This window comes from Pseudomonas sp. GW821-FHT09C10 (assembly GCF_059418085.1).
The window spans coordinates 81,540-105,935 of record NZ_JBWKPE010000005.1; the positions used below are offsets into that span (position 1 = coordinate 81,540).

Below are 24,396 nucleotides of genomic sequence, written 5' to 3' on the forward strand. Positions count from 1 at the left end.
ACCCGGGAGCCCGCTTATGTCGGTCGATCCGCAACACCTGCTTCGCGAGCTGTTTGCCACAGCCATCGACGCCGCCCATCCCCGGCACGTCCTCGAACCCTGCCTGCCCGCCGACCGCAGCGGCCGCGTGATCGTGATCGGCGCCGGCAAGGCGGCGGCCGCCATGGCGCTGGTCGTCGAGAATTGCTGGCAAGGCGACGTCTCAGGCCTGGTGGTCACCCGCTACGGTCACGGCGCCCCTTGCCAGAAAATCGAAGTGGTCGAAGCCGCCCACCCGGTGCCCGATGCCGCCGGCCTTGCAGTGGCCAAGCGCGTGCTGGAACTGATCAGCAACCTGAGTGAAGACGATCGCGTGATCTTCCTGCTCTCCGGCGGCGGCTCGGCACTCCTGGCACTGCCTGCCGAAGGCATCAGCCTGGCCGACAAGCAGGCCATCAACAAAGCCCTGCTCAAATCCGGCGCCACCATTGGCGAGATGAATTGCGTACGCAAGCACCTCTCGGCAATCAAGGGCGGTCGGCTGGCCAAGGCGGCCTGGCCGGCCACGGTCTACACCTACGCGATTTCCGATGTGCCGGGTGACCAGGCCACGGTCATCGCCTCCGGCCCCACGGTCGGCGACCCCAGCACCTCGCAACAGGCCCTGGCGATCCTCAAGCGCTACGACATCGACGTACCGGCCGCCGTGCGCAGCTGGTTGCAGAATCCGGCCTCGGAAACCGTCAAGCCCGGCGACCCGGTGCTCGCCCGCAGCCACTTCCAGCTGATCGCGCGCCCGCAACAATCCCTGGAAGCGGTGGCGGTGAAAGCGCGCCAGGCCGGTTTCAGCGCGCTGATCCTCGGCGACCTGGAAGGCGAAGCGCGGGAGGTGGCCAAAGTGCACGCCGGCATCGCGCGGCAAATCGTGCAGCACGGCCAGCCGTTGGCGGCGCCGTGCGTGATCCTCTCCGGTGGGGAAACCACCGTCACCGTGCGCGGCAATGGCCGTGGCGGGCGCAACGCCGAATTCCTGTTGAGCCTGACCGACAGCCTCAAAGGTCTGCCGGGCGTGTACGCCCTGGCCGGCGACACCGACGGCATCGACGGCTCGGAAGACAACGCCGGCGCAATCATGACCCCGTGCAGCTATGCACGCGCCGAAGCCCTGGGCCTGTCGGCCAGCGACGAGTTGGATAACAACAACGGTTATGGCTACTTCGCCGCCCTCGACGGCTTGATCGTTACCGAGCCGACCCGCACAAATGTCAATGACGTGCGCGCCATCCTGATTCTTGAGACTGCCCACCATGACGCCTGACAAGAAGGTCAAGATCCTCGCCACCCTGGGCCCGGCCACCGACGGTATCGACGATATCCGTGAGCTGGTGCAAGCCGGGGTGAATATCTTTCGCCTCAACTTCAGCCACGGTGAGCATGCCGATCACGCCCGGCGCTACCACTGGATTCGCCAGGTGGAGCGCCAGCTCAACTACCCGCTGGGCATCCTCATGGACCTGCAGGGACCGAAGCTGCGCGTCGGGACGTTTGCCGAAGGCAAGGTGCAACTGGTGCGTGGCCAGGCCCTGCGCCTGGACCTGGACCCGACGCCGGGTGACCAGCGCCGGGTCAACCTGCCCCACCCGGAAATCATCGCCGCCCTGGAACCGGGCATGGACCTGTTGCTCGACGACGGCAAGCTGCGCCTGCGCGTGATCACCCGGCACGCCGATGCCATCGACACCACCGTACTGAATGGCGGCGAGTTGTCCGACCGTAAAGGCGTCAACGTCCCACAAGCCTTGCTGGAACTCAGCCCGCTCACCGCCAAGGACCGTCGCGACCTGAGCTTCGGCCTGGAGCTGGGCGTGGATTGGGTGGCGCTGTCGTTTGTGCAGCGCCCGGAAGACATCCGCGAGGCCCGCGAGCTGATCGGCGACAAAGCGTTCCTGATGGCCAAGATCGAGAAGCCCTCAGCCGTACAACGCCTGCGGGAAATCGCCGAGCTGAGCGACGCGATCATGGTGGCCCGGGGCGACCTGGGCGTGGAAGTGCCGGCCGAGAGCGTGCCGCAAATCCAGAAAGACATCATCCGCACCTGCCGCCAGTTGGGCAAACCGGTGGTGGTGGCGACGCAGATGCTGGAGTCCATGCGCTTCTCGCCGGCGCCGACCCGCGCGGAAGTGACGGATGTCGCCAATGCAGTGGCCGAAGGCGCGGATGCGGTGATGCTGTCGGCGGAAACCGCGTCGGGCGAGTACCCGCTGGAAGCCGTGCAGATGATGAGCAAGATCATCCGCCAGGTGGAAAACGGCCCGGACTACCAGACCCAACTCGACGTCAGCCGGCCCAAGGCCGATGCCACGGTGTCGGACGCCATCAGCTGCGCGATCCGGCGCATCAGCAGCATCCTGCCGGTGGCGGTGCTGGTGAACTACAGCGAGTCGGGCAGTTCCAGCTTGCGCGCAGCGCGGGAACGGCCGGTAGCGCCGATTCTCAACCTCACGCCGAACCTGTCCACCGCGCGCCGCTTGAGCGTGGCGTGGGGCGTGCATTCGGTGGTCAATGATCGACTGAGGCAGGTGGATGAAGTGTGTTCCACCGCGCTGGAGATTGCCCAGGCCCAGGGCATGGCGCAGCGCGGGGATACCTTGGTGATCACTGCCGGGGTGCCGTTCGGGCAACCGGGGTCGACCAACTCCTTGCGCATAGAGACGCTGATCTAGCGCCTGTAGAGGCCCCATCGGGGGCAAGCCCCCTCCCACATTGGACGGCATTCACACCTCTAACTATGTGAACCCAATCAAGTGTGGGAGGGGGCTTGCCCCCGATGGGCCCAACTCGGTCCCACTGACTCACTAAAAATGCACACCCCAACCTGCCCCGACTGGGCCGAAGCCCTGCTCAACGGTTTCAGCCAGATCTTCCTGCAACGCCATCCGCTGTGCGGCCTGCTGTGCCTGTTGGCGATCCTGATCGGCGCTCCGGCCTTGCTCGGCGGTGCGCTGCTGGGTGGGGTCGCCGGGTTGCTCACGGCCCAGCGTCGCGACTATCCCAAGGCCGAGCGCCAGGCGGGTCTCTATAGCTACAACGGCGTATTGCTGGGCCTGTTGATCAGCCAGCATTTCACCTGGTCGGCCTTGTTGCCACCGCTGATCCTCGCGTGCGGCGGCTTGAGCGCGATCCTCACGCGGCAGTGGCTGAAACACGCCAGCCGGCCGCACGACCTGCCCGCCTACACCGCGCCCTTTGTCGGCCTGGGCTGGCTGCTGCTGGGCAGCGTCCCACACAGTGCCTTGGCCCTGGGCGAGCCCGAGACCCTGGCGGTGCTCGGCGCGCCGTTCACCGGCCTCGCGCAGATCATGCTGCTGGACCAGCCGCTGGCGGGCGCGCTGATTGCCCTCGGCCTGTGGCTGGCGAACCGGCGCGCCGCGGTCTGGGCCGTGATCGGCGCCAGCAGCGGCGTACTGATCGGATGGCTGCTGGACGACACCAGCGCCGCCCTCCTCGGCCTGCACAGCTACAACCCGGCTCTCGCGGCCCTGGCGCTGAGCCAGGCACGGCGCCCACCTTGGCTGCCGCTGCTCGGCATCCTGCTGGCGATCGCCCTCACGCCGGGCTTTGCCGCCCTGCATCTGCCCGCACTCACCGCGCCGTTTATCCTCGCCTGCTGGCTGGTACGCGCCGGCGCTCGAATACTCAGGAAACCCCGCATGGACAGCCCCTTCGAATCCCCCTAGGCTTGCTCGATATTCGATTCAGGCGGGCTTTATGGACAGCAACAACGACTGGCGTCAGCGGCTCTACGTCATGGTTTTTCAAAGCGACACGGTCGCCGGGCGGCGCTTTGACGGCATCCTGCTGTTGATCATCCTCGCCAGCCTGGTGATCGTGATGCTCGACAGCATCGACCAGGTCCACCAGAACTACGCCGATGTGCTGGCCTACATTGAATGGGGCTTCACCCTGATCTTCCTGATCGAGTACGGGTTGCGCCTGTACTGCTCACCCAAGCCGTTGCGCTACGCCTTCAGCTTTTACGGGCTGGTGGATCTGCTCGCCATCGTGCCCGGCATCCTTGCGCTGTACTACAGCGACGCGCAGTACCTGCTGATCATCCGCATCATCCGGATGCTGCGGATTTTCCGCGTGCTCAAGCTCAGCCCGTACCTCAAGCAGGCCAACTACCTGATGGCGGCGCTGCGCGGCAGCAAGCAGAAGATCGTGGTGTTCCTGGTGAGCGTGTGCACCCTGGTGACGGTGTTCGGCACCTTGATGTATGTGATCGAAGGCCCGGAGCACGGCTTCACCAGTATCCCCAAGGGCATCTATTGGGCGATCGTGACGCTGACCACCGTAGGCTTTGGCGATATCGTGCCCAAGACGCCGTTGGGCCAGGTGATTTCGTCGCTGGTGATGATCACCGGTTACTCGATCATCGCCGTGCCCACGGGTATTTTTACGGCCGAACTGGCCAGTGCCATGCGCGGTGAGCAACTGCAACACGACTGCCCGGTGTGCAGGAAAAACAGCCACGAGCCCAACGCGGCGTTCTGTTCGCGCTGTGGCAGCGCTCTTTTTAAGAAAGTGGAATAAGCAAAGTTCTTTTTAATCTTTAAGCGACTAAGTGCCCCCGGCTATAGTCGCTGGCAATGTGCCTCCCTCTTCTCCCGAACAACAAGGAATGAGCAGTGAAAAAACTCGTAAGCGCCTCTCTCCTGGCCGCCGGCCTTGCCCTCGCGGGCGCCGTCCAGGCCGCCCCGGTCACTCTGCTCAACGTCTCCTACGACGTGATGCGCGATTTCTACAAGGACTACAACGCCGCCTTCCAGAAGCACTGGGAAGCCGAGCACCCGAACGACAAGCTGACCCTGCAGATGTCCTTCGGCGGTTCCAGCAAGCAAGCGCGCTCGGTGATCGACGGCCTGCCGGCTGACGTGATTACCATGAACATGGCCACCGACATCAACGCCCTGGTCGACAACGGCAAACTGGTGCCGGACAACTGGGTCACCCGCCTGCCGAACAACAGCGCGCCGTTCACCTCGGCCACCGTGTTCATCGTGCGCAAGGGCAACCCGAAAGCCCTGAAAGACTGGCCGGACCTGCTCAAGGATGGCGTGCAGGTGATCGTGCCCAACCCGAAAACCTCCGGTAACGGCCGCTACACCTACCTGTCGGCCTGGGGTTATGTACTCAAGAACGGCGGCGACGAAGACAAGGCCAAGGCCTTTGTCGGCAAGCTGTTCAAACAGGCGCCCGTGCTGGACACCGGTGGCCGCGCCGCCACAACCACGTTCATGACCAACCAGATCGGCGACGTGCTGGTGACCTTCGAGAACGAAGCCGAAATGATCGCCCGTGAATTCGGCCGTGATCAGTTCGAAGTGATCTACCCAAGCGTCTCCGCCGAAGCCGAGCCGCCGGTGTCGGTGGTGGATAAAGTGGTCGAGAAGAAAGGCACCCGCGTGGCCGCTGAAGACTACCTGAAGTACCTGTGGTCGCCGCAAGGCCAGGAAATAGCCGCCAACAACTACCTGCGCCCGCGTGATCCGAAGGTGCTGGCCAAGTACACCGACCGCTTCCCGAAAGTCGACTTCCTGTCGGTGGAGAAGACCTTTGGTGACTGGCGCACCGTGCAGAAAACCCACTTCAATGATGGTGGGGTTTTCGACCAGATCTACTCCGGTCAGTAACTGACAAATGTGGGAGGAGGCTTGCCCCTCCCACATTTAGATCTGGGTTTTGCAGTTACATCGGCGGTGTCACGCCATCCTTGCCGGCTGAAATGGCTTGGGCAGTGATTTTCCCATCCGCCCCCTGCGCGGCAAACAACACCACCTTCACCCCCGGCTTGAGCAAGCTGCGGTCCCCCGGTTCCAGGTTGACGATCGGCACATCCTCCGGCACCACGATCTTCTGTTCGCCGCCTTTGTATTTCACGGTCAACGTCCGCCCTTTGCTGACCACCAGGTCGCCGACGGTGCCGTTGGTCATGCTGCTGCCTTCCTTCAGGTCAAACGCCCGATGCCCGTCGCCGGTGCCGGCCATGGCCGGTGGGAACACATGCACTTCCAGCGCCGTCAGGGTACCGTCGGCGTTGGGCATGGCGGCCGAGCCGATGTAGCTGCCCGGCTTGATTTCATCGATCCTGGCCAGGGTGACGGCGCGCACCTGGGTGTCCTTGGTCAGGTGCACGGTGACGTCTTCACCGCTGTTGACCTTGACCTGCATCGCATCACCGCCCATCGCGGTGATTGCCCCGCGTACGCCTACGCGCGGTGCATCGGCGGCATTGGCCAAGCCGATGGCCATTGCAACAGCGAGGCTTGAAGCCAGGAGCCTCTTGTTCAACGTGATTTTCATGACGCTGGATTTCCTATTTCAGCAGTTGTGTCTGAATGTATCATCACCCGGCATAAGTGATATCACCACAAACGGCCTACTCGCCGTTGAGCCTTGTCTTTACCCTCGCTCGCCATCTACCTTCGCTTTTATGAGAACACCATGAATGCTACCCCCCACGCTACGAGCACCATGACCCGCGCAATGGTGATGCTGTTTGCGTTTTGCTGCGGCGCCATCGTCGCCAACATCTACTACGCCCAGCCGATCATCGAACTGATCGCACCGGACATCGGCCTCACCCCCGCGATGGCCAGCCTGATCGTGTCCCTGACGCAGATCGGCTATGCCCTCGGCCTGTTCTTCCTGGTGCCTTTGGGCGACCTGCTGGAAAACCGCAAGTTGATGATCATCACGACCGTGGTGGCAATTGCCAGCCTGTTGGGTGCTGCCTTTACCGAACAACCGAACCTGTTCCTGCTGGTGTCGTTGCTGATCGGCTTCAGTTCGGTGTCGGTACAGATCCTGATCCCCCTGGCCGCACACCTGGCGCCCGCCGAGTCTCGGGGTCGGGTGGTCGGCAGCATCATGGGTGGGCTGCTGTTGGGCATCCTGCTGGCGCGACCCGTGTCCAGCGTCGTGGCTGACCATTTTGGCTGGCGCGCGATGTTCATGGCCGCCGCTGCGTTGATGGTATTTATCAGCGTGGTGCTGATGCTGACCATCCCCAAGCGCCAGCCGGACCACAGCGCCAGCTATGGCCAATTGCTGCGTTCCCTGGGCACCCTGTTGCGAGAACAACCGCTGCTGCGTCAACGTGCGTTTTACCAAGGCTGCATGTTCGCCACGTTCAGCCTGTTCTGGACCGCCGCCCCGCTGGAACTGGTGCGCAACCATGGCCTGAGCCAGACCCAGATCGCGATCTTCGCCCTGGTCGGTGCCATCGGCGCCATTGCCGCCCCCATCGCCGGACGCCTGGCCGATGCCGGCCACACCCACCGCGCGTCGCTGCTGGCCATGGTCTTTGCGGTGTTGAGCTTCCTGCCGGCCTTTGTGCACCCACTGTACAGCGTGATCGGCCTGGCGGTGACCGGCGTGGTCCTGGACTTCTGCGTGCAGATGAACATGGTCCTCGGCCAACGCGCCATCTATGCACTCGACGCCAACAGCCGCAGCCGCTTGAACGCGCTGTACATGACCAGCATCTTCATCGGCGGTGCCTTCGGCTCGGCGATTGCCAGCAGCGTGTACGAACACGGCGGCTGGCTGGGCGTGATGCTGGTGGGCAGCGCGTTCCCGCTGCTGGCCTTGGTGCGGTTCCTGAGCGCCTCGCGTCGGGAAGCCGTCGCCACTGCCTGATTGCTCTTAAGAACGCACCAACTTCTCCAAAGCCGCATCCGCCAGAAATGACGAGCGGCTTTTGACCTTGTGCTCGCGCACATAGCGGTCGATTCGCTGGATGACATAGCCGGGCAAGGTCACATTGACCTTCTCGGTCTTGCCCAGATAGGGCGAGATGTCCAGTTCGAGCATACCCCAGCCCATCCCGGCGTAATCTTCGTGGGTGTGATGATCGGCCACCGACGTTGGCATCGGAATCACCCCGCCCTCTGCGGCGATCTCCTGCAGCAGGATGTGCGCGACTTCTACCGCGGCGTTGTAGGCCTCTTCGAAACTGTCCCCGGCGGTGACTGCGCCTGGAATATCGGGGATCTGGATACCGGTGGCGGTGAAGTCATCGCCCCATTCGATACAGATTGGGTATTGCATGAATACTCTCCTTAAAACTGAAACAGCCCGGCACGTTTCCTGATGCTTCTGATGGTGCCCAGCGGCAGATCCTTCTTCGGATGCGGCACCGGGATCGTGTACGGGTTATAGCGGTGGGTAAAAATATGATGACTGCCCGTGACCCGATCCAGCACCCAACCCGCCTCTTGCAGCTCCTTGATCAATAGCCTGCTTTGCACCCCAGCCTCCTTGGCTTGGCCTAAACAAAAGTAACCCTAGAGTTATCTTCACTCAAGCACAAAATAGGTCAGGCTGACTGATGGTTGTTTTGCGCCATGTTGAAAACCACCAACCGGATGACACTCCATGGGCATTACCCTTAGGCTTGTACGCTGCGCTGCCTCGCGATGCGCTCAATCCAGCAAGGAACACCCGATGGACCGTCTCACCGCCATGGAAACCTTCGTCCACGTTGTCGAGACCGGCTCGTTCTCCGCCGCCGCCAAGCGCCTGGGCATCGGTCAACCGGCCGTGTCCAAGAGCGTCGCGCAATTGGAGGCACGGCTGGCGGTACGCTTGGTGATGCGTTCGACAAGAGGCCTGACGCCAACCGAGGCGGGGCTGGCGTTTTTCGATAAAGCCAAGCGCGCCATCGATGAGGCCAACGCGGCCGACGAAGCGGCGCGCGGTGCCGGCTCCGGACTCTCGGGGAACCTGCGGATCAGCGCGCCGGTGACCTTCGCCCGCCTGCACATCATTGCGCACCTGGGGCCGTTCCTGGCGCAATATCCCGGCATGAACGTGGACGTGGTGCTCGATGACCGCAGCCTCAACCTGGTGGAAGAAGGTATCGACGTTGCCCTGCGCATGGGCAACCTGAATGATTCAAGCCTCACGGCGCGCAAGATCGGCGAATCGCCCTGCGTCATCCTCGGCACCCCCGCCTACTTCGAACGCTTCGGCGAACCCGCTACCCCCGCCGACCTGCTGCAACACCAGGCGATCATCTACACCCGCGGCGAAGGCGCGCACTGGAACTTCACCCAAGGCGATACCCTCGCCCCCATCGTCGCCCAGGGCCGTGTGCGCGTCACTGCAGCTGAAGGTGTGCGCGCAGCCGTGCTGAGTCATTTGGGGCTGACCCTGTCGTCAACCTGGATGTTTTCTCCGGAGCTGGCCAGCGGCGAGGTCAAGGCCGTGTTGACTGACTGGGCATTGCCGTCGCGGGATTTATGGGCGGTGTTCCCTTCCGGGCGCATGGCAAGTGCCAAGGCGCGAGCGTTTGTCGACTATGTGCAGGCGCTGATCAAGGCCTGAGCCTGTCAGCGCCTCGTTATGTGGCAATGTTATCTGCGGGCATCCGACTGGACGATACCTTGCATCCATTGCAACAAGGCCGCCAACGCCTTGGCCATCACCTCCCGCAACGCGGCAATCGGGTCCGTATTGGTATCAAGCGGGGGCGCAGGGGCTGGTGTGGGGACAACCCTCGGTGCGGGGTTCACTTCCGGCTTTTGCCCCTGCCACTGCACATCGGCAGGTTTGATCTGGCCAATGCTCTTGACCACCAGGTCGGCGCTGCCGCTCCCCTTCAGATCTATCTCCAGGCTTGAACGCCCCGTGGCCGCGTCGTGCCTGAGCAATGCCTCGCCGGCGCGACCCGTGAACCGATCAGTGAACGTCAGGGCTCCGACGCGCGCCTCTCTCAATGCACCCGAGACGTCAATCTTGTCCGTCCCGCTGGTAAAGTCCTCGATCAGGTCAGGCTGCTGCGGTGTGGAGTCGCTGGCCTTGTCGTAGTCAAAAATATCCGCCCCGCCGCCGCCCCGCAGCCTGTCTGCACCCAAGCCGCCCTTGAGCCGATTGTCTGCCTCATTCCCCGTCAACACGTCACGTCCGGCCCCACCGATGGCGTTTTCAAGCACGCAGCCCTTGGCGATGGAAACATTGCCCTTCAAGCCGCCCACATCGGAAAACGACTCGGCGTTCAAATTGATGTTCTGGTTCTGGGAAAACCCGGAACAATCCAGGGTGTCGTTACCGCCACCATCCCATACGCAAAAGATAGGTTTATCCCTGGCGCTGGTGAGGGTCATGGCTTCGCAGCCGGTATTGGAATTGAAGCCGTAGGTGGTGTCGGTGTTGCGGGTCTTGTGATTGGCCCCATAGAGCCGCTGAACAGCAGCGATGTCATCCATCATCGGGGCAGAGGGATTCGAATACCGAAAGTCGTGACCAGCCTGGTTTTTCTCCGACCAGTAGCTCATCACACTGCGCGCCTTTGTATCGCCGGCGTATTTGGCACCATTGTTGTAATCAGCACCGCCGCCATTGTAATCCCCCGGATGTTGCAGGCCGATGGCGTGGCCGATCTCATGCACTGCAGTGACCGAAAAGTGGCTGCCCAGCGCAGGCGAACTACTTTCTCGCAGTGTGCCGACCGTGGCCGTGGTGGTGGTAATGCCGCGCGAGGGTGAGCTGGCGACGCCACGGTCACCGCGCGGGTTGTTTTTGATGTGAACCGTGCCATCGGCGCCGGCTGCCCGTTCCTTGAAACTGATGTTGGCCACCTCCTCCCAATGTTGCACCGCCTGGCGCACTCGGCGTTGCTGCGCGGCGCTGAACGTCGGGTCTACCGTATAGGAGAGGTCGATGCGCTTGTCGCCATTACGGTCGTGGAAGTGCAGGTTATTGCGAGTGATGTACTTTCCGGCCTGCTCCGTTGTGAAGGTTGGTTTGCGACCGGCGCCCACACCATAGGGGCCAGAATCGGAAGGCGGCAGGTTTTCAAGTGATACGTTGAGACGAGAAAACTCAGAGTTAATCATGAGATAGCGCTCCCTACAGTAAGTTAATGAGCCGAGTCAATCAGAATCGACGCAATAAGCTCCCATGTAGAAAACACTCAGGACAGCACTGATTTAGTTCCTACTGAAACACACTAAGGTGGCGCAACATGCGTTAAGACATGCAATAAACCGCTTGCACTTTAAACAACTGAACACACACTTTCGCGCCAAAAAACTTATTGGATTCTCAGAAAAAAAACAAAATCCTACACAATGACGCTGATTTGAATACACTAAATCCGCCCTCAGACAGATACATGCACTTAACTTTTTCCGCCGAGTTCACGGCCTGTCAGGATTTCGCCGCTTGACATGCCCCATGCCGCACTCGATCAATGCGCTGCGCGGTTGACGGCACAGGCTTGCATCGTTGGTCAGGCGCATACGGAGTGCCCCGAGTTCAGGCAACACAGCAGGCGCTCGACCGTGTGTTCCAGTGGCCCGGAGTTATCCAGCACAAACAACCCTGAGCCATTGCCGGCGATCAGTTCGGTGGTGAACCGCGCATTGCGCGCCAGGCGCTCCTCGATATCCGCCTGGGCCTCACGCCCCCGCGCCACCAGGCGCTGGCGCAATACGGCTTGATCCACCGTCAGCAACAGCACCCACATATCCGGGTAGCGCTCGCGGGTCTGCGCCAGGTGCGCGCGGGAACCATTGACCAATACGTCTTCCCCCGCCGCCAGCCATTCGTCGATGACCTTGGGGATGCCGTAGGACAACCCGTTGGCGTGCCAACTGAGGGCAAACGCGCCCTCGGCCTGCATCACGGCGAATTGCTCCGGGCTGACGCCCTGGGCCGCCTCACCCACCGCTTCCGCCGAGCGCGTGATCACGCGGCGCACAATCCGGCAACCGCGTTCGGCCAATCGTGGGCGTGCAGCCTCCAACAGGCTGTCCTTGCCCGAACCCGATGGCCCGATGAGATAGATCAACCTGCCCGCCATCAAAACACCCTCTTCGCTTGTCGCCAGACGTGTTGCACCACGGGAAGCCCTGCGCGGCTCCTGGCTTGGACCAGGTCGGCGCGCAGGCCAATGGCGATTTTCCCCGCACTGGAAAGTATATCCAGCAATCCCTCGGCAGAGACCACGTTACTGAAGTGCGCGCCGCCTCAATATTTGCTGGGCGTAGTGCTTGCTCAACCCTGACGGGTTGGTGAGTTTTTTGAAAGTCGCCTGTGGCGGTGATTCAGTGCGTTTCAAAGGGCGAGACAGCCGGAAGTATCTTCAATTGAAAATTTTCCAGGTCCAACATCGCCCCATTTGAAAGCTGCCAGGTGTAGAAATCCGAGAAGTCCCCTCTGGCCAATGCACGAATCACCTTTGCCACAAAACCATGTGCCACCAGCAAAACAGCCTGTGTTGGATAAAGCGACGTTAACTGGACCAAGCCTTGGTGTACTCGCGTGACCACATCAGCTATCGACTCACCACCGTCAGGCCCTGCCGCCCATTGGCGCGTGATGTCCTGTGCCCAAAGCGCTGGATGCATGGCCTTGGCCTCCGCCTGAGTCAACCCTTCGAACACACCCACATCGCGCTCGCGGAAGCTGTCAATCGTCACAGGTTCAAGGTTTAACACACGGTTAAGAATCTGCGCCGTTTGCCGCGCCCGCAAGCGTGGAGAAACGATCAACACCTCAATACCGCCGGGTAGTTTTTCGCTGAGCAAAACAGCCTGTTCCCGGCCCCGCTCGGTCAGTTCCGGGTCGAGTGCGCCGAGGTAGCGATGCTCCGCGTTGGCCCACGTTTCGCCGTGGCGTATGACGTAGAGGTTCATGAGGGTCCATCTCGTTGAAGGGTGGGGAGTTAATCTGGTCCTGATCATATTGCCGCCTATGCACAGAAGTGGCCTTAAGCAATGCCAGCAAGATGCTGGAGTCGGCGACTGTGTGTGCCTACGACTGTGCCGAGCATTTGGATGGTTCAAGCCGCAAGCAGGTGCTGGCGGTGGTACGGATAGTTGAAATTGCGCAATTGTTAGTGGGTGCGGCACTGGAGCGGGAGTGTACTGTGGCTTGATGGCTGAGGAGATCTCCTGTGGGAGGGGGCTTGCTCCCGATAGCGGTAGGTCAGTCAGACATTAATCAACTGAAACACCGCTATCGGGGGCAAGCCCCCTCCCACATTTGCCCTCCAGTGTTTGGAAGAATGGGTTTCACAGGCATGAAGAAGGCGACCCGAAGGTCGCCTTTTGTCATTGCGCGTACTGCTTGCTCAAGCCCGGCGGCACGCCGTGCACATCGGTGTCTTCCCATGGCCCGTTGGGGCTGATGGAGCGGCTCCAGCCGTTGCTCCAGCGGTAGTAGGTGCGCTGGCGGTAGAAGGTGTCGGGCTGGTCGTCGAGCACGTACACCTGCATCTTGCCGTCCCAGTGGCTGGCGGCGCCCGGTGGTGGGGCGAAGGTGGGCGATTTGGTCGGCAGTGGCTTCGGCGGCGGGGTCACCGGGCCAGAGGGCCTGGTGCTCGGCTGGGTTGAAGGGCCTGACGGCGGGATGGTCGGGCCGGTCGGCGCAGGCGGTGGGCGGTGGACCGCACAGGCGCTCAGGCCCACTACCAGGCTGAGCAGGGTGATGCGTGCAAATGCGGTCATGGGCTTTTCCTCGAAATTACTGGTCCGGACTGTCGATGGTCAGCTGCTGCAGCGCAGTGGTGCTGCTGGCCAAGGGTTGGCTGCGGCCGATCCACTCGCCGGTGGTCGGTTGACCGGCCCGGGATATGCGCGCAACCAGTTGGACTTCGGGGAAGTTGGACAGTTTCAACTGCGGCATCATCGCGTCGGCATCGCCGAGTTCAACGGTGACGGGCAGTTCGGCGACGGTGACGCGTTTGGCCGCCAGGGGGGCCGGCGGGCCTTTTACCGCGCGGGCGAAGATGAATACGCTGTCGCTGGGCAGGGCCTTGGCCTTGACCTCGGCGGACAGGTCCACGCGGACGTTCATCACCGCTTTCTGCGCCACGCTACCGCCACCTTCCTTGAGTTTTTCCGCAGCACGGTCAATGCCGCCTTGCAGCGCCACGCGGGAATTGTCTTGCGGTGGCAGTTGCGCCAGCAGGCGGCTCCAGTAGTCGATGGCCTCTTGATAACGCTGGCCTTCGAAGGCGGCGATACCGAGCAGGCCGAGGCTGGTGACTTCCTTCGGGTCAAGCTTCAAGGCTTCGTCGGTCAGCGCCTGGACCTTGGGCGACCACTGTTTGTTGTCGGCAAAGTACTGCGCCTGGGCCCACTGGCCGAGCAATTCCGGCTGGCGCCCGGCCAGCGCCACGGTACGCTCGAAGACCTTGGCGGCATCGGCGGAACGGTCCTGGGCCATATAGGCGCGACCGAGGAAGTACAGGCCTTCCGCCGAGTCCGGTTGGGCGGCGGCGGCGCGTTCCAGACGCCGGGTCATGTCTTCCATGGACACCGGCGGCTGGGAAAATTCGCGGGTCAGTTCAACCTTGTCGCTGGCACCGAAATGCATATACAGGCCCAGGCCAAGCACCGGCACAAGGATGGCGGCGAGCAACGGCAGCGGCTTGCCCAGGCGCGATTCGCGGGGCTTTTCCACGCCTTCGGTGTCGGCCAGCAGCTCGCGGGCGGCTTCGGCGCGGCCGCTGTCGAGCTGCGCGGCGTTGAGCACGCCTTCGTCCTGCTGCACTTGCAGCTCGGCCACACGTTCTTGGTAAAGCGCCACGTTCAGCGCGGTGCGATCCTCTTCACGCTGGGCGCGGCGGCCACGCAACACAGGGATCAACAGGAAACTCAGGGCAATCAGAAGCAGCAAGCCGGCTGCGAGCCAGAAATCAATCATCAGTCTTGGTGTCCAGCAATTGGTCGAGGCGTTTACGCTCTTCGGGGGATAGCGCGTCGGAACCATCGGTAGTCGCGGCGCGGCGACGGCGGACGATCACGGCCATCACCACCACGCCGGCCAGCAGCAGCCCGGCGGGGCCGAACCAGAGCAGCGCGGTCTTGCCGGTGAGGGCCGGTTTGTAGCGCACGAAATCACCGTAGCGGTCGACCATGAAGTCGATGATCTGCTGGTTGTCCTTGCCCTCCCCCAGCATGCGGAAGATTTCCTTGCGCAGATCGGCGGCGATGGGCGCGTTGGAGTCGGCGATGTCCTGGTTCTGGCACTTGGGGCAGCGCAGCTCCTTGGTCAATTCGCGGAAACGCTCGCGGTCACCGTCCTTGGCGAATTCGTAAGTGTCGATGGCAGCGTGGGCCATCCCGGCCAAGCCCAACGCCAGCACGGCAGCGGCTAACAGGCGCTTCATGGCTTGGCCTCGTCGACCAGGGCCTGGTACTTGGCGGCCAGTTGCTCGCGCCACACCACTTCGTCGATCACGCCGACGTATTTGTCGCGGATCACACCCTTGGCATCGATGAAGAAGGTTTCCGGTGCGCCATACACGCCGAGGTTCAAACCGAGGTTGCCGTCTTCATCACGGATATCAAGCTGGTAGGGATTATGGAATTCCGCCAGCCACTTCAAGGCCGCCGCGTTGTCGTCCTTGTAGTTGATGCCGTAGATCACCACGCCCTTCTCGGCCAGCTTGTTCAGCACCGGGTGCTCGACGCGGCAGGAGATGCACCAGGTGCCCCACACGTTGACCAGCGCCGGTTTGCCGAGCAGGTCGGCCTGGGTCAAGGTCTTGTCGCCCTGCACGGTCGGCAGGCTGAACGCGGGGAACGGCTTGCCGATCATCGCCGAGGGCAGTTCGGCCGGGTCCAGGTACAAGCCGCGATACAGGAATACCGCCACTACGAGAAACAGGGCCAGCGGCACGACCATCAACCAACGCTTCATACCGCCGCTCCTTGCAGGCCCAGCGCTTCACGCACCCGGCTCTTGACCTTGACCCGATACCGGCGATCCAGTGCCGCGAGCAAACCGCCAAAGCCGGTGAGCAAACCACCGAACCAGATCCAGCGCACGAACGGTTTCACATGCACGCGCACGGCCCAGGCGCCATCGCCCAAGGGTTCACCCAGGGCCACATAGAGGTCACGGGTGAAACCGGCGTCGATACCAGCTTCGGTCATCATCGAACTCTGCACGGTGTACAGGCGTTTTTCCGGGTGCAGCACGGCGATCTCTTTACCGTTACGGACTACGCGCACCGTGCCTTTGTCTGACGTGAAGTTCGGTCCTTCGAAGTGCTTGGCGCCTTCGAAGATGAAGTGGTAACCGGCCAGGTCCATGGACTCGCCCGGCGCCAGGCGCAGGTCGCGCTCGGCACTGTTCTGGCTGGAGAGCACCACACCAAGGGCGCACACGGCGATGCCGATGTGGGCGATCTGCATGCCCCAGTAGCTGCGGGTCAGGGTCGGCAGGCCTTTGACCAGGCCTTTGTGGCGGGTCTTGTCGACGATGTCACGCACACCGGCCAGCAGCACCCAGGCGGCGAGCAGGAACGTGGCGAGCACCGCCCAGTTGAAGTCGCCGTAGGCGATACCGGCGACCACGGCCAGGGCCACGCTGCCGAGCAGCACCGGCATCAGCATGCCGGCCAGCCATTTGACCGGGGTGTCCTTCCAGCGCACCAGCACACCGACCGCCATCACCACCATCAACAGCCCCATCAACGGAATAAACAACGCGTTGAAGTACGGCGGGCCGACGGACAGCTTGGCGCCGCTCAGGGCATCCAGCACCAAGGGGTACAAGGTGCCGAGCAGGATCATCGACGCGGCCACCACCAGCACCAGGTTATTGCCCAGCAGCAGGGTTTCCCGCGACCACAGGTTGAAGCCGACCTGGCTCTTGACCACCGGTGCGCGCAGGGCGAACAAAGTGAGGGAGCCGCCGACCACAAACAGCAGGAAGATCAGGATGAACACACCGCGCTCCGGGTCGGATGCAAACGCGTGCACCGAGGTCAATACGCCCGAACGCACGAGGAAGGTGCCGAGCAGGCTGAGGGAAAAGGCCGCGATGGCCAGCAACACGGTCCAGCTCTTGAACACGCCGCGTTTTTCGGTGACGGCCAAGGAGTGAATCAGTGCCGTGCCGACCAGCCATGGCATGAAGGACGCGTTTTCCACCGGGTCCCAGAACCACCAGCCGCCCCAGCCGAGTTCGTAGTAGGCCCACCACGAACCGAGGGTGATGCCGATGCCGAGGAACGCCCAGGCGACGATGGTCCACGGCCGCGACCAGCGCGCCCAGGCCGCATCGAGACGCCCGCCGAGCAAGGCGGCGATGGCGAAGGCAAAGGCCACGGAGAAACCCACGTAGCCCATGTAGAGCATCGGCGGGTGCACGATCAGACCGATGTCCTGCAGCAGCGGGTTGAGGTCGTGACCGTCCGCCGGGATCTGCGGCAGGATGCGGGTGAACGGGTTGGAGGTCATGATCAGGAACAGCAGGAAGCCGATGCTGATCATGCCCATCACCGCCAGCACCCGTGCCAGCATGACTTGCGGCAACTGGCGCGAGAACACCGACACCGCGAAGGTCCAACCGCCGAGGATCAACGCCCACAACAGCAGCGAACCTTCATGGGCGCCCCACACCGCGCTGAACTTGTAGTACCAGGGCAAGGCGCTGTTGGAGTTATTCGCTACATAGGCGACGGAAAAGTCGTCGGTCATAAAGGCGTAGGTCAGGCAGCCGAACGCGAACACCAGGAACGCGCACTGGCCCCAGGCGGCCGGCTGCGCCAGGCTCATCCACAGGCGGTCACCGCGCCAGGCACCGAGCAACGGCACCACCGCCTGGACGATGGCAAAGCACAAGGCGAGGATCATCGCCAACTGGCCCAGCTCCGGAATAAACAGTGCGGACGTCATGGCTTAGCCCTCCTTGGCGGGGGTAGGTGCGGACTGGCCGCTGTCCTTGAGGGCTTTGGTCACCTCAGGCGGCATGTATTTCTCATCGTGCTTGGCCAGCACTTCATCGGCCACCACCACGCCGTCGGCGTTGAGCTTGCCCAGGGCGACGATGCCCTGGCCTTCGCGGAACAGGTCCGGGAGGATGCCGCGATAAGTGATGGTCACGGCCTTGTTGAAATCGGTAACCACGAAGGTGACGTCGAGGGAATCGCCGGAACGCTTCAGCGAGCCCTTCTCCACCATGCCGCCGGCGCGGATGCGCGTGTCCAGCGGCGCTTCGCCGTTGGCGATCTGGGTCGGGGTGTAGAACAGGTTGATGTTCTCTCGCAGGGCGCTCATCGCCAGGCCCACGGCAATACTGACGCCGGCCAGGATGGCAAGGATGATCAACAGACGCTTTCTACGCAGCGGATTCACTTTTCGGTCTCCCGGCGCAGACGACGCGCCTCTTGTTGCAGGTAACGCTTGCGGGCCAGGATCGGCGCGGCGACGTTGAGGGCCAGCACGGCCAGGCAGATGCCATAGGCCGTCCAGACATACAGGCCGTGGTGGCCCATGGCGAGAAAATCACTGAAAGAAGCAAAACTCATCCGCGCGCTCCCAGGCAGCTTTGCACTTCGGCCTTGACCCAGCTGGCGCGGGCTTCACGCTTGAGCACTTCGAGGCGCATGCGCATCAGCAGCACGGCGCCGAAGAAGCAGTAGAACCCCAGCACCATCAGCAGCAACGGCGCCCACATTTCCACGGGCATCGCCGGTTTTTCGGTGAGGGTGAAGGTGGCGCCCTGGTGCAGGGTGTTCCACCACTCCACCGAGTACTTGATGATCGGGATGTTGATCACGCCGACAATCGCCAGCACCGCGCAGGCCTTGGCGGCGCTGTCACGATTGCTGATCGCGTTGCCCAGGGCAATAAGACCGAAGTACAGGAACAGCAGGATCAGCATCGACGTTAGTCGCGCATCCCACACCCACCACGAGCCCCAGGTGGGTTTGCCCCAGATCGCACCGGTGACCAGCGCCACGGCGGTCATCCACGCCCCGATGGGCGCGGCGCATTGCAGGGCGACGTCCGCGAGTTTCATCTTCCACACCAGGCCGACGACGCCGCACACCGCCAGCATCACATAGCAGGACTGGGCCAGCATCGCGGCGGGCACGTGGATGTAGATGATGCGAAAGCTGTTGCCTTGCTGGTAGTCCGGCGGCGCGAAGGCCAGGCCCCAGACCAGGCCGATGCCGATCAGCAACACGGCGGCGAGGCTGAACCAGGGCAGCAGTCTGCCACTGATGCCGTAGAACCATTTGGGCGAGCCGAGCTTGTGAAACCAGGTCCAGTTCATTGCTGTTTCCATCACGGTTGCTTCTTGTCTTGGCAAGAAGCGTAGGGTCTTTACTGACTATGCGTATACCGCCCAGTCAGACCTCATTATTCACCGACGCTGATCTTCAGGCCGGCGGCTATAGCAAAGGGTGTCAGGGTTACCGCCAGGGCGGTCAGGCTGCCAAGCCACAGGAGGTAACCGGTCGCCGGCATGCCCATGAGCGCGGCTTGCAACGCGCCGCTGCCCAGAATCAGTACCGGGATGTACAAAGGCAGAATCAACAGGGCCAGTAACAGGCCACCCCGTTTCAAGCCGACGGTCAACGCGGCACCCACCGCCCCCAACAGGCTGAGTACCGGGGTGCCGAGCAGCAGGCTCAGCAACAGGATCGGCAGGCATTCGCCGGGCAATCCCAGCATCATCGCCAGCAGTGGCGAGAGCAAGACTAGCGCCAGGCCGGAAAAAGCCCAGTGTGCCAGTACCTTGGCCAGGACCAGAAGTGGCAGGGGGTGCGACGAAAGGACCCACTGTTCGAGGGAACCGTCTTCGAAATCACTGCGAAACAGCCCGTCCAGCGAGAGCAGGACGGACAAAAGGGCCGCGACCCACACCAATCCCGGAGACAAGGTTTGCAACAGTTTAGTCTCCGGGCCGACCGCCAACGGGAACAATGCGATCACGATGGCGAAGAACACCAGCGGGTTGGCCAGTTCGGCCGGGCGACGGCACAGCAAGCGGGCTTCGCGGGCGACCAACAGGGCAAACACACTCATACCGACCACCGCCCCAGATCGAGGTCACGGTAACCGACGGGCATGCGCGCCAGGGTGTGGTGGGTGGTGAGCACCACCTGGCCGCCCTGCTCGCAGTGCTGCGCCAGGTGCTGTTCCAATTGGGTGACGCCTTGTTTGTCGAGGGCCGTGAAGGGTTCGTCGAGAATCCACAGCGGCGGGCCAGGCAGGTACAGGCGCGCCAGGGCCACGCGGCGCTGCTGGCCGGCGGACAGGGTGTGGCAGGGCACGTCTTCGAAACCCTTGAGGCCGACGGCGGCCAGGGCCTGCCAGATGGCGTCGCGGGTAGCAGGGTGATGCAGGGCGCTGAGCCAGCTGAGGTTTTCTTCGGCGGTGAGCACGTCCTTGATGCCGGCGGCGTGGCCGATCCAGATCAGGTTACGTGCCAGCTCGGTACGTTGTTCGTCGAGCGGCCTGCCGTTGAGTCGAACTTCACCGGCCGTGGGCTGCATCAGGCCGGCCAGCAGGCGCAGCAAACTGGTCTTGCCGCTGCCGTTGGGGCCGCTGATCTGCACCATGTCGCCGCCCGCCACACGCAGGTCGAGGTGCTCGAACAGCAGGCGCAGATCGCGTTCACAGGAGAGCGCTACGGCTTCAAGAAGAGGGCTGGTCAAGAGATCGCGGGCCTTTACGGTTCAAGTCGGCGGTGCAGCGGCCGTTATAGAAAGAAGCACAATAACGGCTTTGGCGACCGATTTTAGAGAGCTGGATCAAATAGTTGTGAGGTTTTTACCGCTCTCTTTGCAGACGGGCGGCATTATACATGCGATGCCCTACGCTAAAGAGGGCTATTTCCCAGAGACGATGCGCACGATGACCGGCGAGATCAACCTTCCTACGCTTCCTCCCACCCCGGCAGCCGGGCAAAGCCCTGCGCCTGCGCCCGGGGCTCTGCTGAAACTGCTGGAGCCGCAGATCGGGCTGATCGACCCGGGCAAAACCGTGAATGCCGAGGTGCTCGCCCTGAAACAAGGCGGTGAGGCGTTTCAGCTGTTGCTCAAGCTGACCCTTGAAGGCGGCCGCCAGACGCTGGTGCAAGCCAGCAGCCCACAACCCTTGCCGTTGGGCAGCAATGTGGCCGTGAGCCAGACGCCCGCAGGCAACCTGGCCATCAGCCTGCAACAAGCCCTGAGCGCCAACGTTGCCGCCCTCACCCGTATCGATACGGCCAGGATGCCGGAAGGTACCCTGCTGCAGGCCAAGGTGCTGACCACCCAGGCCCTGCCCCAAGGCACCACGCAGCCGGCGATCTACCGTTCGTTGGTGAGCGTACTCAATAGCGCCATGGCCGGTGCGACCCTGACGCTGGAAAGCCCGCAACCGTTGCGCGTGGGCAGCTTGCTCAGCGCCGTGGTGCAGAACGCGCAAACCCTGAATTTTGTGCCGTTGAGCGGGCTCAAGGATCAACTGGCCGTCACCCAGCAATTGTCGACCCAGCAAAGTCGCCAGGGCTCCCTGGATGCGGTGTTCACGGCATTGCAAAATCTGCCCCGCGGCGACAGCACCTCCGCCGACCTGCGCGCCGCCGCCGACCGTTTGCTGGCGGCCTTGCCCGACCTGGCACAGGTGAGCAACCCCAAGGTGCTGGCCCAGGTAATCCAGAACAGCGGCGCCTTTCTTGAAGCCAAGCTACTCGCCGGGCAAAACCCGCAGGTGCCACCGCTGGATATGAAGGGCGCGCTGCTGCGCCTGGTCGCCGACCTGCTGCCTGCTTTGCCCGCCAGCACCAATCTGAATGCCATTCTTGCCGCCAACACCCTGGCCCAAGTGCTGCCCAACTTCGTGCGCAGCCCATTGGGCACCCTCGGCCAGGTCGGCGCACGACAGGCGCCCGCAGGTTTCCCACTGCCGGAGCGGCTGATGGCGAAACTGGAGGGCGAAGGCGACCTGGAAAACCTGCTGCGCCTGGCCGCCGGGGCCATTTCCCGCTTGCAGAGCCACCAGCTGTCGAGCCTGGAGCAAACCGGCACCACCGCCGATGGCCGCCTGCAAACCACCTGGCAGCTGGAGATCCCCATGCGCACCCTGCAGGACATCGTGCCGTTGCAGGTCAAGTTCCAGCGCGAAGAGCCGGCGCCGGACAAGGACCAGCCCGAACGCAAGGATTCCAAGGAGCCCAAACAGATGCTTTGGCGCGTCGAACTGGCCTTCGACATGGAGCCCCTGGGGCCGTTGCAGGTCCAGGCGCAGCTGACCCAGGGCAAGCTGTCCAGCCAACTGTGGGCAACCCGCGCTTTCACCGCCAGCCTGATCGAAAGCCATTTGGGCAGCCTGCGCGAGCGCCTGGTGTCGTCGGGGCTGAATGTCGGCGACCTGGACTGCCACCTCGGCACCCCGCCACGCGGGCCCAAAACCGGACTGGAACAACGTTGGGTGGATGAAACCGCATGAACAACGCCAACCCGCAACGCCAGGCGATTGCCCTCAAGTACGACGGCCAGCAAGCGCCGACCCTGACCGCCAAGGGCGACGATGCCCTGGCCGAAGCCATCCTCAAGTTGGCGCGGGAAAATGAAGTGCCGATCTATGAAAATGCCGAGCTGGTGAAACTGCTGGCACGCATGGAACTGGGCGACAGTATCCCGGAGGAGTTGTACCGCACCATCGCCGAGATCATTGCATTTGCCTGGACGTTGAAGGGCAAGTTCCCGGTGGGCTATGACCCGGATGCGCGGCCGGTGGAGCGGGATGTGACCGAGCGTGGCGACGATTACTGAATCGTCGCACCGCCCCTCCCACATTTGGATCCGCGGTCAGTTGAGCAATTCGCTTAGCGGAATGAAACTGACCCGATCACCCACCTCCAGCGTCGCCCCTTCCAACACCTCCACAAACCCCTCCGCCCACGCCGCGCTGCGCAGCACGCCGGAGCTCTGGTTGCGGTAGATGATCGCCTTGCCCTGTTCGATGCGCCCGCGCAGATACTCGCGGCGGTTGCCCGGCTTGGGCCAGGTGAACCCCACCGGCACATCGAAACGCAGCGGCTCCACGTCTGCCACACCTTGGCGGCGCAGCAAGTAGGGGCGCGCCAACAGCGCAAAGGTCACCAGGGTCGAGGCCGGGTTGCCCGGCAGGCCGATCACCGGCACGCCACGGAAATGGCCAAAGGTCAGGGGTTTGCCCGGCTTGATCGCCAGCTTCCATAACGCCAGCTCACCCTCCTCGCGCAGGGCGATACCCAGGAAATCCGCCTCGCCCACCGACACACCGCCCGTGGACAAAATCAGATCAACCGCGCTCAAGCCTGCCAGTCGGGAACGGGTCTGCTCCAGGTCATCCGGCAGGATGCCTGCGTCGATGACTTCGCACCCCATGCGCTCAAGCCAGGAACACAACACGCGGCGGTTGCTGTTGTAGATCTGGCCCGGACCGAGGGGCAAACCGGGCTCGATCAGCTCATCGCCGGTGGACAACACCGCGACACGCGGGCGGCGGATCACGTCCAGCCGATCACGGCCAAGGGAAGCCGCCAGGCCCAGTTCGATCGGGCCCAGGCGCGTACCGGCCGCGAGCACCAACTCACCGACGGTGGTTTCCTGGCCTTGGGGGCGGATGTTCTGATTGAGCTGCAACGGTTCGCTGAAGCTCACGCGCTCATCGGCGTGGACCACGGCGTTTTCCTGCATTTCCACGCAGTCCGCGCCTTCCGGTACCGGCGCCCCGGTGAAGATGCGCGCACAGGTGCCGGCGGCCAGCGGCTGCGGCGCCTGGCCGGCAAAGATGCGCTGGCTGACGGGCAAGGGTTCACCGGTCCAATCCGCCAGGCGCACGGCGTAACCGTCCATGGCGCTGTTGGGCCAGGGCGGCAGGTCGAGGGTGGAGACCAGATCCTGGGCCAATACACGGCCGTCGCACTCGGCCAGGGGCAGCACGTGCTGATCGCGGATCGGTGCGGCTTCGGCCATCGCCAGCAGCTGTTGCAAGGCTTGTTCTACCGGCATCAGGGCGCCGGTCTTGCCGGGCTTACCCACGGGATTCACAGGGTTCGGCCAACTTCAGGTGCGGCACGAAGTTGCACGGCCGATGACGGTTATCCAGTTGCTCGGCGAGGATGCCATCCCAACCGGTGCGCACGGCATTGGTGGAGCCCGGCAGGCAGCACACCAGGGTGCCGTTGGCCAGGCCGGCCAGTGCACGGGATTGCACGGTGGAGGTGCCGATGTCGGCCACGGAGATCTGGCGGAACAGTTCGCCAAAGCCGTCGACTTGTTTGTCGAGCAGGCAGCCGACCGCTTCGGGGGTGCTGTCGCGGCCGGTGAAGCCGGTGCCGCCGGTGATCAACACCACTTGCACCACGTCTTCGGCGATCCAGTGGGCGACCTGGGCGCGGATCTTGTAGAGGTCGTCCTTGAGCAGCACGCGCTCGGCCAGGTGGTGGCCGGCGGCGGTGAGGCGGTCGACGAAGACCTGGCCCGAGGTGTCGGTGTCCAGGGTGCGGGTGTCGCTGACGGTCAATACCGCGATATTCAGGGGTACGAAGGGTGCATCGGCCTTGGCTTTCATGGCACGGTCCGGTTGTCGAAGGAACGGCCCGATGTTATATCACAGGCCCCTGTTC

General features: G+C 63.0%; 28 protein-coding genes and 1 pseudogene. 10 read left to right on the forward strand and 19 right to left on the reverse strand.

All coding sequences use genetic code 11. The features are described from left to right. Window positions 1–16 precede the first annotated feature (16 nt). The 5 genes from AC07OT_RS11825 to AC07OT_RS11845 all read left to right on the forward strand — a co-directional run bounded on the left by AC07OT_RS11825 (window position 17) and on the right by AC07OT_RS11845 (window position 5,672). Window positions 17–1,297 carry a glycerate kinase type-2 family protein gene (locus AC07OT_RS11825; protein WP_495108133.1) on the forward strand — a complete coding sequence of 427 codons (1,281 nt, stop codon included), beginning with the start codon at window positions 17–19 and terminating at the stop codon, window positions 1,295–1,297. Further along, the gene (gene pyk, locus AC07OT_RS11830) at window positions 1,287–2,702 is read left to right on the forward strand and encodes a pyruvate kinase (protein ID WP_495108134.1); all 1,416 of its coding nucleotides are present in this window, start codon (window positions 1,287–1,289) and stop codon (window positions 2,700–2,702) included. Before AC07OT_RS11825 ends, pyk begins: the two co-directional genes overlap by 11 nt. 138 nt (window positions 2,703–2,840) lie before the next feature. Then, a complete protein-coding gene (locus AC07OT_RS11835) occupies window positions 2,841–3,716 on the forward strand; it encodes an urea transporter (protein WP_495108135.1) in 876 nt (291 codons plus the stop codon). A gap of 31 nt (window positions 3,717–3,747) precedes the next feature. Continuing rightward, window positions 3,748–4,572, forward strand: coding sequence for an ion transporter (locus tag AC07OT_RS11840; RefSeq protein WP_115488098.1), 825 nt, complete (start codon window positions 3,748–3,750; stop codon window positions 4,570–4,572). A 95-nt stretch (window positions 4,573–4,667) separates the two neighbouring features. Next, on the forward strand, window positions 4,668–5,672 hold the full coding sequence (locus tag AC07OT_RS11845; protein WP_027607038.1) for a sulfate ABC transporter substrate-binding protein: 1,005 nt from the start codon (window positions 4,668–4,670) through the stop codon (window positions 5,670–5,672). 55 nt (window positions 5,673–5,727) lie between these two features. Here the strand turns inward: AC07OT_RS11845 and AC07OT_RS11850 are convergent, their stop codons facing one another. Next, on the reverse strand, window positions 5,728–6,342 hold the full coding sequence (locus tag AC07OT_RS11850) for a DUF5666 domain-containing protein (RefSeq protein WP_495108136.1): 615 nt from the start codon (window positions 6,340–6,342) through the stop codon (window positions 5,728–5,730). A gap of 141 nt (window positions 6,343–6,483) precedes the next feature. Between AC07OT_RS11850 and AC07OT_RS11855 the strand changes: the two genes are divergently transcribed. Then, window positions 6,484–7,680 (forward strand): MFS transporter, encoded by a 1,197-nt coding sequence (locus tag AC07OT_RS11855; protein ID WP_495108137.1) that lies wholly within the window; start codon window positions 6,484–6,486, stop codon window positions 7,678–7,680. 6 nt (window positions 7,681–7,686) lie between these two features. On the opposite strand, the gene AC07OT_RS11860 is transcribed toward AC07OT_RS11855, so the two are convergent. Together AC07OT_RS11860 and AC07OT_RS11865 are read right to left on the reverse strand one after the other, a co-directional pair. Next, on the reverse strand, window positions 7,687–8,091 hold the full coding sequence (locus AC07OT_RS11860; protein WP_065924469.1) for a type II toxin-antitoxin system HicB family antitoxin: 405 nt from the start codon (window positions 8,089–8,091) through the stop codon (window positions 7,687–7,689). A gap of 11 nt (window positions 8,092–8,102) precedes the next feature. Continuing rightward, window positions 8,103–8,291, reverse strand: a complete 189-nt coding sequence (locus tag AC07OT_RS11865) for a type II toxin-antitoxin system HicA family toxin (protein ID WP_065947262.1) — start codon at window positions 8,289–8,291, stop codon at window positions 8,103–8,105. Window positions 8,292–8,487: 196 nt separating this feature from the next. Here AC07OT_RS11865 and AC07OT_RS11870 point away from each other — a divergent pair, with 196 nt between their 5' ends. Further along, a complete protein-coding gene (locus tag AC07OT_RS11870) occupies window positions 8,488–9,369 on the forward strand; it encodes a LysR family transcriptional regulator (protein ID WP_495108138.1) in 882 nt (293 codons plus the stop codon). A gap of 29 nt (window positions 9,370–9,398) precedes the next feature. On the opposite strand, the gene AC07OT_RS11875 is transcribed toward AC07OT_RS11870, so the two are convergent. From AC07OT_RS11875 to AC07OT_RS11890, 4 genes and pseudogenes are all read right to left on the reverse strand, one after another. After that, window positions 9,399–10,880, reverse strand: a complete 1,482-nt coding sequence (locus AC07OT_RS11875; protein WP_495108139.1) for a M10 family metallopeptidase C-terminal domain-containing protein — start codon at window positions 10,878–10,880, stop codon at window positions 9,399–9,401. A gap of 395 nt (window positions 10,881–11,275) precedes the next feature. After that, entirely contained in the window at window positions 11,276–11,848 is a 573-nt protein-coding gene (gene phnN, locus AC07OT_RS11880; RefSeq protein ID WP_495108140.1) for a phosphonate metabolism protein/1,5-bisphosphokinase (PRPP-forming) PhnN, read from the reverse strand. Then, window positions 11,848–12,015 (reverse strand): annotated as a pseudogene (locus AC07OT_RS11885) (alpha-D-ribose 1-methylphosphonate 5-triphosphate diphosphatase); the annotation flags it as partial. The gene phnN and the pseudogene AC07OT_RS11885, both read right to left, overlap by 1 nt. A gap of 77 nt (window positions 12,016–12,092) precedes the next feature. After that, window positions 12,093–12,683, reverse strand: a complete 591-nt coding sequence (locus AC07OT_RS11890) for a histidine phosphatase family protein (RefSeq protein ID WP_495108141.1) — start codon at window positions 12,681–12,683, stop codon at window positions 12,093–12,095. A gap of 68 nt (window positions 12,684–12,751) precedes the next feature. Here AC07OT_RS11890 and AC07OT_RS11895 point away from each other — a divergent pair, with 68 nt between their 5' ends. After that, on the forward strand, window positions 12,752–12,925 hold the full coding sequence (locus AC07OT_RS11895) for a DUF6124 family protein (RefSeq protein WP_495108142.1): 174 nt from the start codon (window positions 12,752–12,754) through the stop codon (window positions 12,923–12,925). Window positions 12,926–13,100: 175 nt separating this feature from the next. Here AC07OT_RS11895 and AC07OT_RS11900 read toward each other — a convergent pair whose 3' ends face one another. The 10 genes from AC07OT_RS11900 to ccmA form a co-directional block, all read right to left on the reverse strand. Beyond that, a complete protein-coding gene (locus AC07OT_RS11900) occupies window positions 13,101–13,496 on the reverse strand; it encodes a hypothetical protein (RefSeq protein WP_141157138.1) in 396 nt (131 codons plus the stop codon). A 16-nt stretch (window positions 13,497–13,512) separates the two neighbouring features. After that, on the reverse strand, window positions 13,513–14,697 hold the full coding sequence (gene ccmI / locus AC07OT_RS11905) for a c-type cytochrome biogenesis protein CcmI (RefSeq protein ID WP_495108143.1): 1,185 nt from the start codon (window positions 14,695–14,697) through the stop codon (window positions 13,513–13,515). Continuing rightward, on the reverse strand, window positions 14,690–15,163 hold the full coding sequence (locus tag AC07OT_RS11910; RefSeq protein WP_495108144.1) for a cytochrome c-type biogenesis protein: 474 nt from the start codon (window positions 15,161–15,163) through the stop codon (window positions 14,690–14,692). The genes ccmI and AC07OT_RS11910 overlap by 8 nt, the downstream gene beginning before the upstream one ends. Continuing rightward, window positions 15,160–15,696, reverse strand: coding sequence for a DsbE family thiol:disulfide interchange protein (locus AC07OT_RS11915; RefSeq protein ID WP_010211784.1), 537 nt, complete (start codon window positions 15,694–15,696; stop codon window positions 15,160–15,162). Before AC07OT_RS11915 ends, AC07OT_RS11910 begins: the two co-directional genes overlap by 4 nt. Beyond that, the gene (locus AC07OT_RS11920) at window positions 15,693–17,681 is read right to left on the reverse strand and encodes a heme lyase CcmF/NrfE family subunit (protein ID WP_065939953.1); all 1,989 of its coding nucleotides are present in this window, start codon (window positions 17,679–17,681) and stop codon (window positions 15,693–15,695) included. The genes AC07OT_RS11915 and AC07OT_RS11920 overlap by 4 nt, the downstream gene beginning before the upstream one ends. A 3-nt stretch (window positions 17,682–17,684) precedes the next feature. After that, window positions 17,685–18,140 carry a cytochrome c maturation protein CcmE gene (gene ccmE, locus AC07OT_RS11925; protein WP_027607026.1) on the reverse strand — a complete coding sequence of 152 codons (456 nt, stop codon included), beginning with the start codon at window positions 18,138–18,140 and terminating at the stop codon, window positions 17,685–17,687. After that, entirely contained in the window at window positions 18,137–18,313 is a 177-nt protein-coding gene (gene ccmD / locus AC07OT_RS11930) for a heme exporter protein CcmD (protein ID WP_003172771.1), read from the reverse strand. Before ccmD ends, ccmE begins: the two co-directional genes overlap by 4 nt. Beyond that, window positions 18,310–19,065, reverse strand: coding sequence for a heme ABC transporter permease (locus AC07OT_RS11935; protein WP_027607025.1), 756 nt, complete (start codon window positions 19,063–19,065; stop codon window positions 18,310–18,312). The genes ccmD and AC07OT_RS11935 overlap by 4 nt, the downstream gene beginning before the upstream one ends. Before the next feature lie 86 nt (window positions 19,066–19,151). Then, the gene (gene ccmB, locus AC07OT_RS11940) at window positions 19,152–19,820 is read right to left on the reverse strand and encodes a heme exporter protein CcmB (protein WP_065924458.1); all 669 of its coding nucleotides are present in this window, start codon (window positions 19,818–19,820) and stop codon (window positions 19,152–19,154) included. Further along, on the reverse strand, window positions 19,817–20,452 hold the full coding sequence (gene ccmA, locus AC07OT_RS11945) for a cytochrome c biogenesis heme-transporting ATPase CcmA (RefSeq protein WP_065939954.1): 636 nt from the start codon (window positions 20,450–20,452) through the stop codon (window positions 19,817–19,819). Before ccmA ends, ccmB begins: the two co-directional genes overlap by 4 nt. Window positions 20,453–20,651: 199 nt before the next feature. On the opposite strand from ccmA, the gene fliK reads away from it, so the two are divergent. Then, complete coding sequence (gene fliK, locus AC07OT_RS11950; RefSeq protein WP_495108274.1) at window positions 20,652–22,229, forward strand: flagellar hook-length control protein FliK; 1,578 nt, start codon at window positions 20,652–20,654, stop codon at window positions 22,227–22,229. Continuing rightward, entirely contained in the window at window positions 22,226–22,555 is a 330-nt protein-coding gene (locus AC07OT_RS11955) for an EscU/YscU/HrcU family type III secretion system export apparatus switch protein (RefSeq protein ID WP_495108145.1), read from the forward strand. The genes fliK and AC07OT_RS11955 overlap by 4 nt, the downstream gene beginning before the upstream one ends. A gap of 36 nt (window positions 22,556–22,591) precedes the next feature. On the opposite strand, the gene AC07OT_RS11960 is transcribed toward AC07OT_RS11955, so the two are convergent. Further along, a complete protein-coding gene (locus AC07OT_RS11960) occupies window positions 22,592–23,818 on the reverse strand; it encodes a molybdopterin molybdotransferase MoeA (RefSeq protein WP_495108146.1) in 1,227 nt (408 codons plus the stop codon). Beyond that, window positions 23,802–24,341, reverse strand: a complete 540-nt coding sequence (moaB, locus tag AC07OT_RS11965; RefSeq protein ID WP_027607019.1) for a molybdenum cofactor biosynthesis protein B — start codon at window positions 24,339–24,341, stop codon at window positions 23,802–23,804. The genes AC07OT_RS11960 and moaB overlap by 17 nt, the downstream gene beginning before the upstream one ends. Window positions 24,342–24,396 lie beyond the last annotated feature (55 nt).

Coding starts and splice junctions, on each gene's coding strand:
- AC07OT_RS11825 (WP_495108133.1), top strand. CDS start 17: ATGTCGGTCGATCCGCAACACCTGCTTCGCGAGCTGTTTGCCACAGCC.
- pyk (WP_495108134.1), top strand. CDS start 1,287: ATGACGCCTGACAAGAAGGTCAAGATCCTCGCCACCCTGGGCCCGGCC.
- AC07OT_RS11835 (WP_495108135.1), top strand. CDS start 2,841: ATGCACACCCCAACCTGCCCCGACTGGGCCGAAGCCCTGCTCAACGGT.
- AC07OT_RS11840 (WP_115488098.1), top strand. CDS start 3,748: ATGGACAGCAACAACGACTGGCGTCAGCGGCTCTACGTCATGGTTTTT.
- AC07OT_RS11850 (WP_495108136.1), bottom strand. CDS start 6,342: ATGAAAATCACGTTGAACAAGAGGCTCCTGGCTTCAAGCCTCGCTGTT.
- AC07OT_RS11855 (WP_495108137.1), top strand. CDS start 6,484: ATGAATGCTACCCCCCACGCTACGAGCACCATGACCCGCGCAATGGTG.
- AC07OT_RS11860 (WP_065924469.1), bottom strand. CDS start 8,091: ATGCAATACCCAATCTGTATCGAATGGGGCGATGACTTCACCGCCACC.
- AC07OT_RS11870 (WP_495108138.1), top strand. CDS start 8,488: ATGGACCGTCTCACCGCCATGGAAACCTTCGTCCACGTTGTCGAGACC.
- AC07OT_RS11875 (WP_495108139.1), bottom strand. CDS start 10,880: ATGATTAACTCTGAGTTTTCTCGTCTCAACGTATCACTTGAAAACCTG.
- phnN (WP_495108140.1), bottom strand. CDS start 11,848: ATGGCGGGCAGGTTGATCTATCTCATCGGGCCATCGGGTTCGGGCAAG.
- AC07OT_RS11890 (WP_495108141.1), bottom strand. CDS start 12,683: ATGAACCTCTACGTCATACGCCACGGCGAAACGTGGGCCAACGCGGAG.
- AC07OT_RS11900 (WP_141157138.1), bottom strand. CDS start 13,496: ATGACCGCATTTGCACGCATCACCCTGCTCAGCCTGGTAGTGGGCCTG.
- ccmI (WP_495108143.1), bottom strand. CDS start 14,697: ATGATTGATTTCTGGCTCGCAGCCGGCTTGCTGCTTCTGATTGCCCTG.
- AC07OT_RS11910 (WP_495108144.1), bottom strand. CDS start 15,163: ATGAAGCGCCTGTTAGCCGCTGCCGTGCTGGCGTTGGGCTTGGCCGGG.
- AC07OT_RS11915 (WP_010211784.1), bottom strand. CDS start 15,696: ATGAAGCGTTGGTTGATGGTCGTGCCGCTGGCCCTGTTTCTCGTAGTG.
- AC07OT_RS11920 (WP_065939953.1), bottom strand. CDS start 17,681: ATGACGTCCGCACTGTTTATTCCGGAGCTGGGCCAGTTGGCGATGATC.
- ccmD (WP_003172771.1), bottom strand. CDS start 18,313: ATGAGTTTTGCTTCTTTCAGTGATTTTCTCGCCATGGGCCACCACGGC.
- AC07OT_RS11935 (WP_027607025.1), bottom strand. CDS start 19,065: ATGAACTGGACCTGGTTTCACAAGCTCGGCTCGCCCAAATGGTTCTAC.
- ccmB (WP_065924458.1), bottom strand. CDS start 19,820: ATGAGTGTGTTTGCCCTGTTGGTCGCCCGCGAAGCCCGCTTGCTGTGC.
- fliK (WP_495108274.1), top strand. CDS start 20,652: ATGACCGGCGAGATCAACCTTCCTACGCTTCCTCCCACCCCGGCAGCC.
- AC07OT_RS11955 (WP_495108145.1), top strand. CDS start 22,226: ATGAACAACGCCAACCCGCAACGCCAGGCGATTGCCCTCAAGTACGAC.
- moaB (WP_027607019.1), bottom strand. CDS start 24,341: ATGAAAGCCAAGGCCGATGCACCCTTCGTACCCCTGAATATCGCGGTA.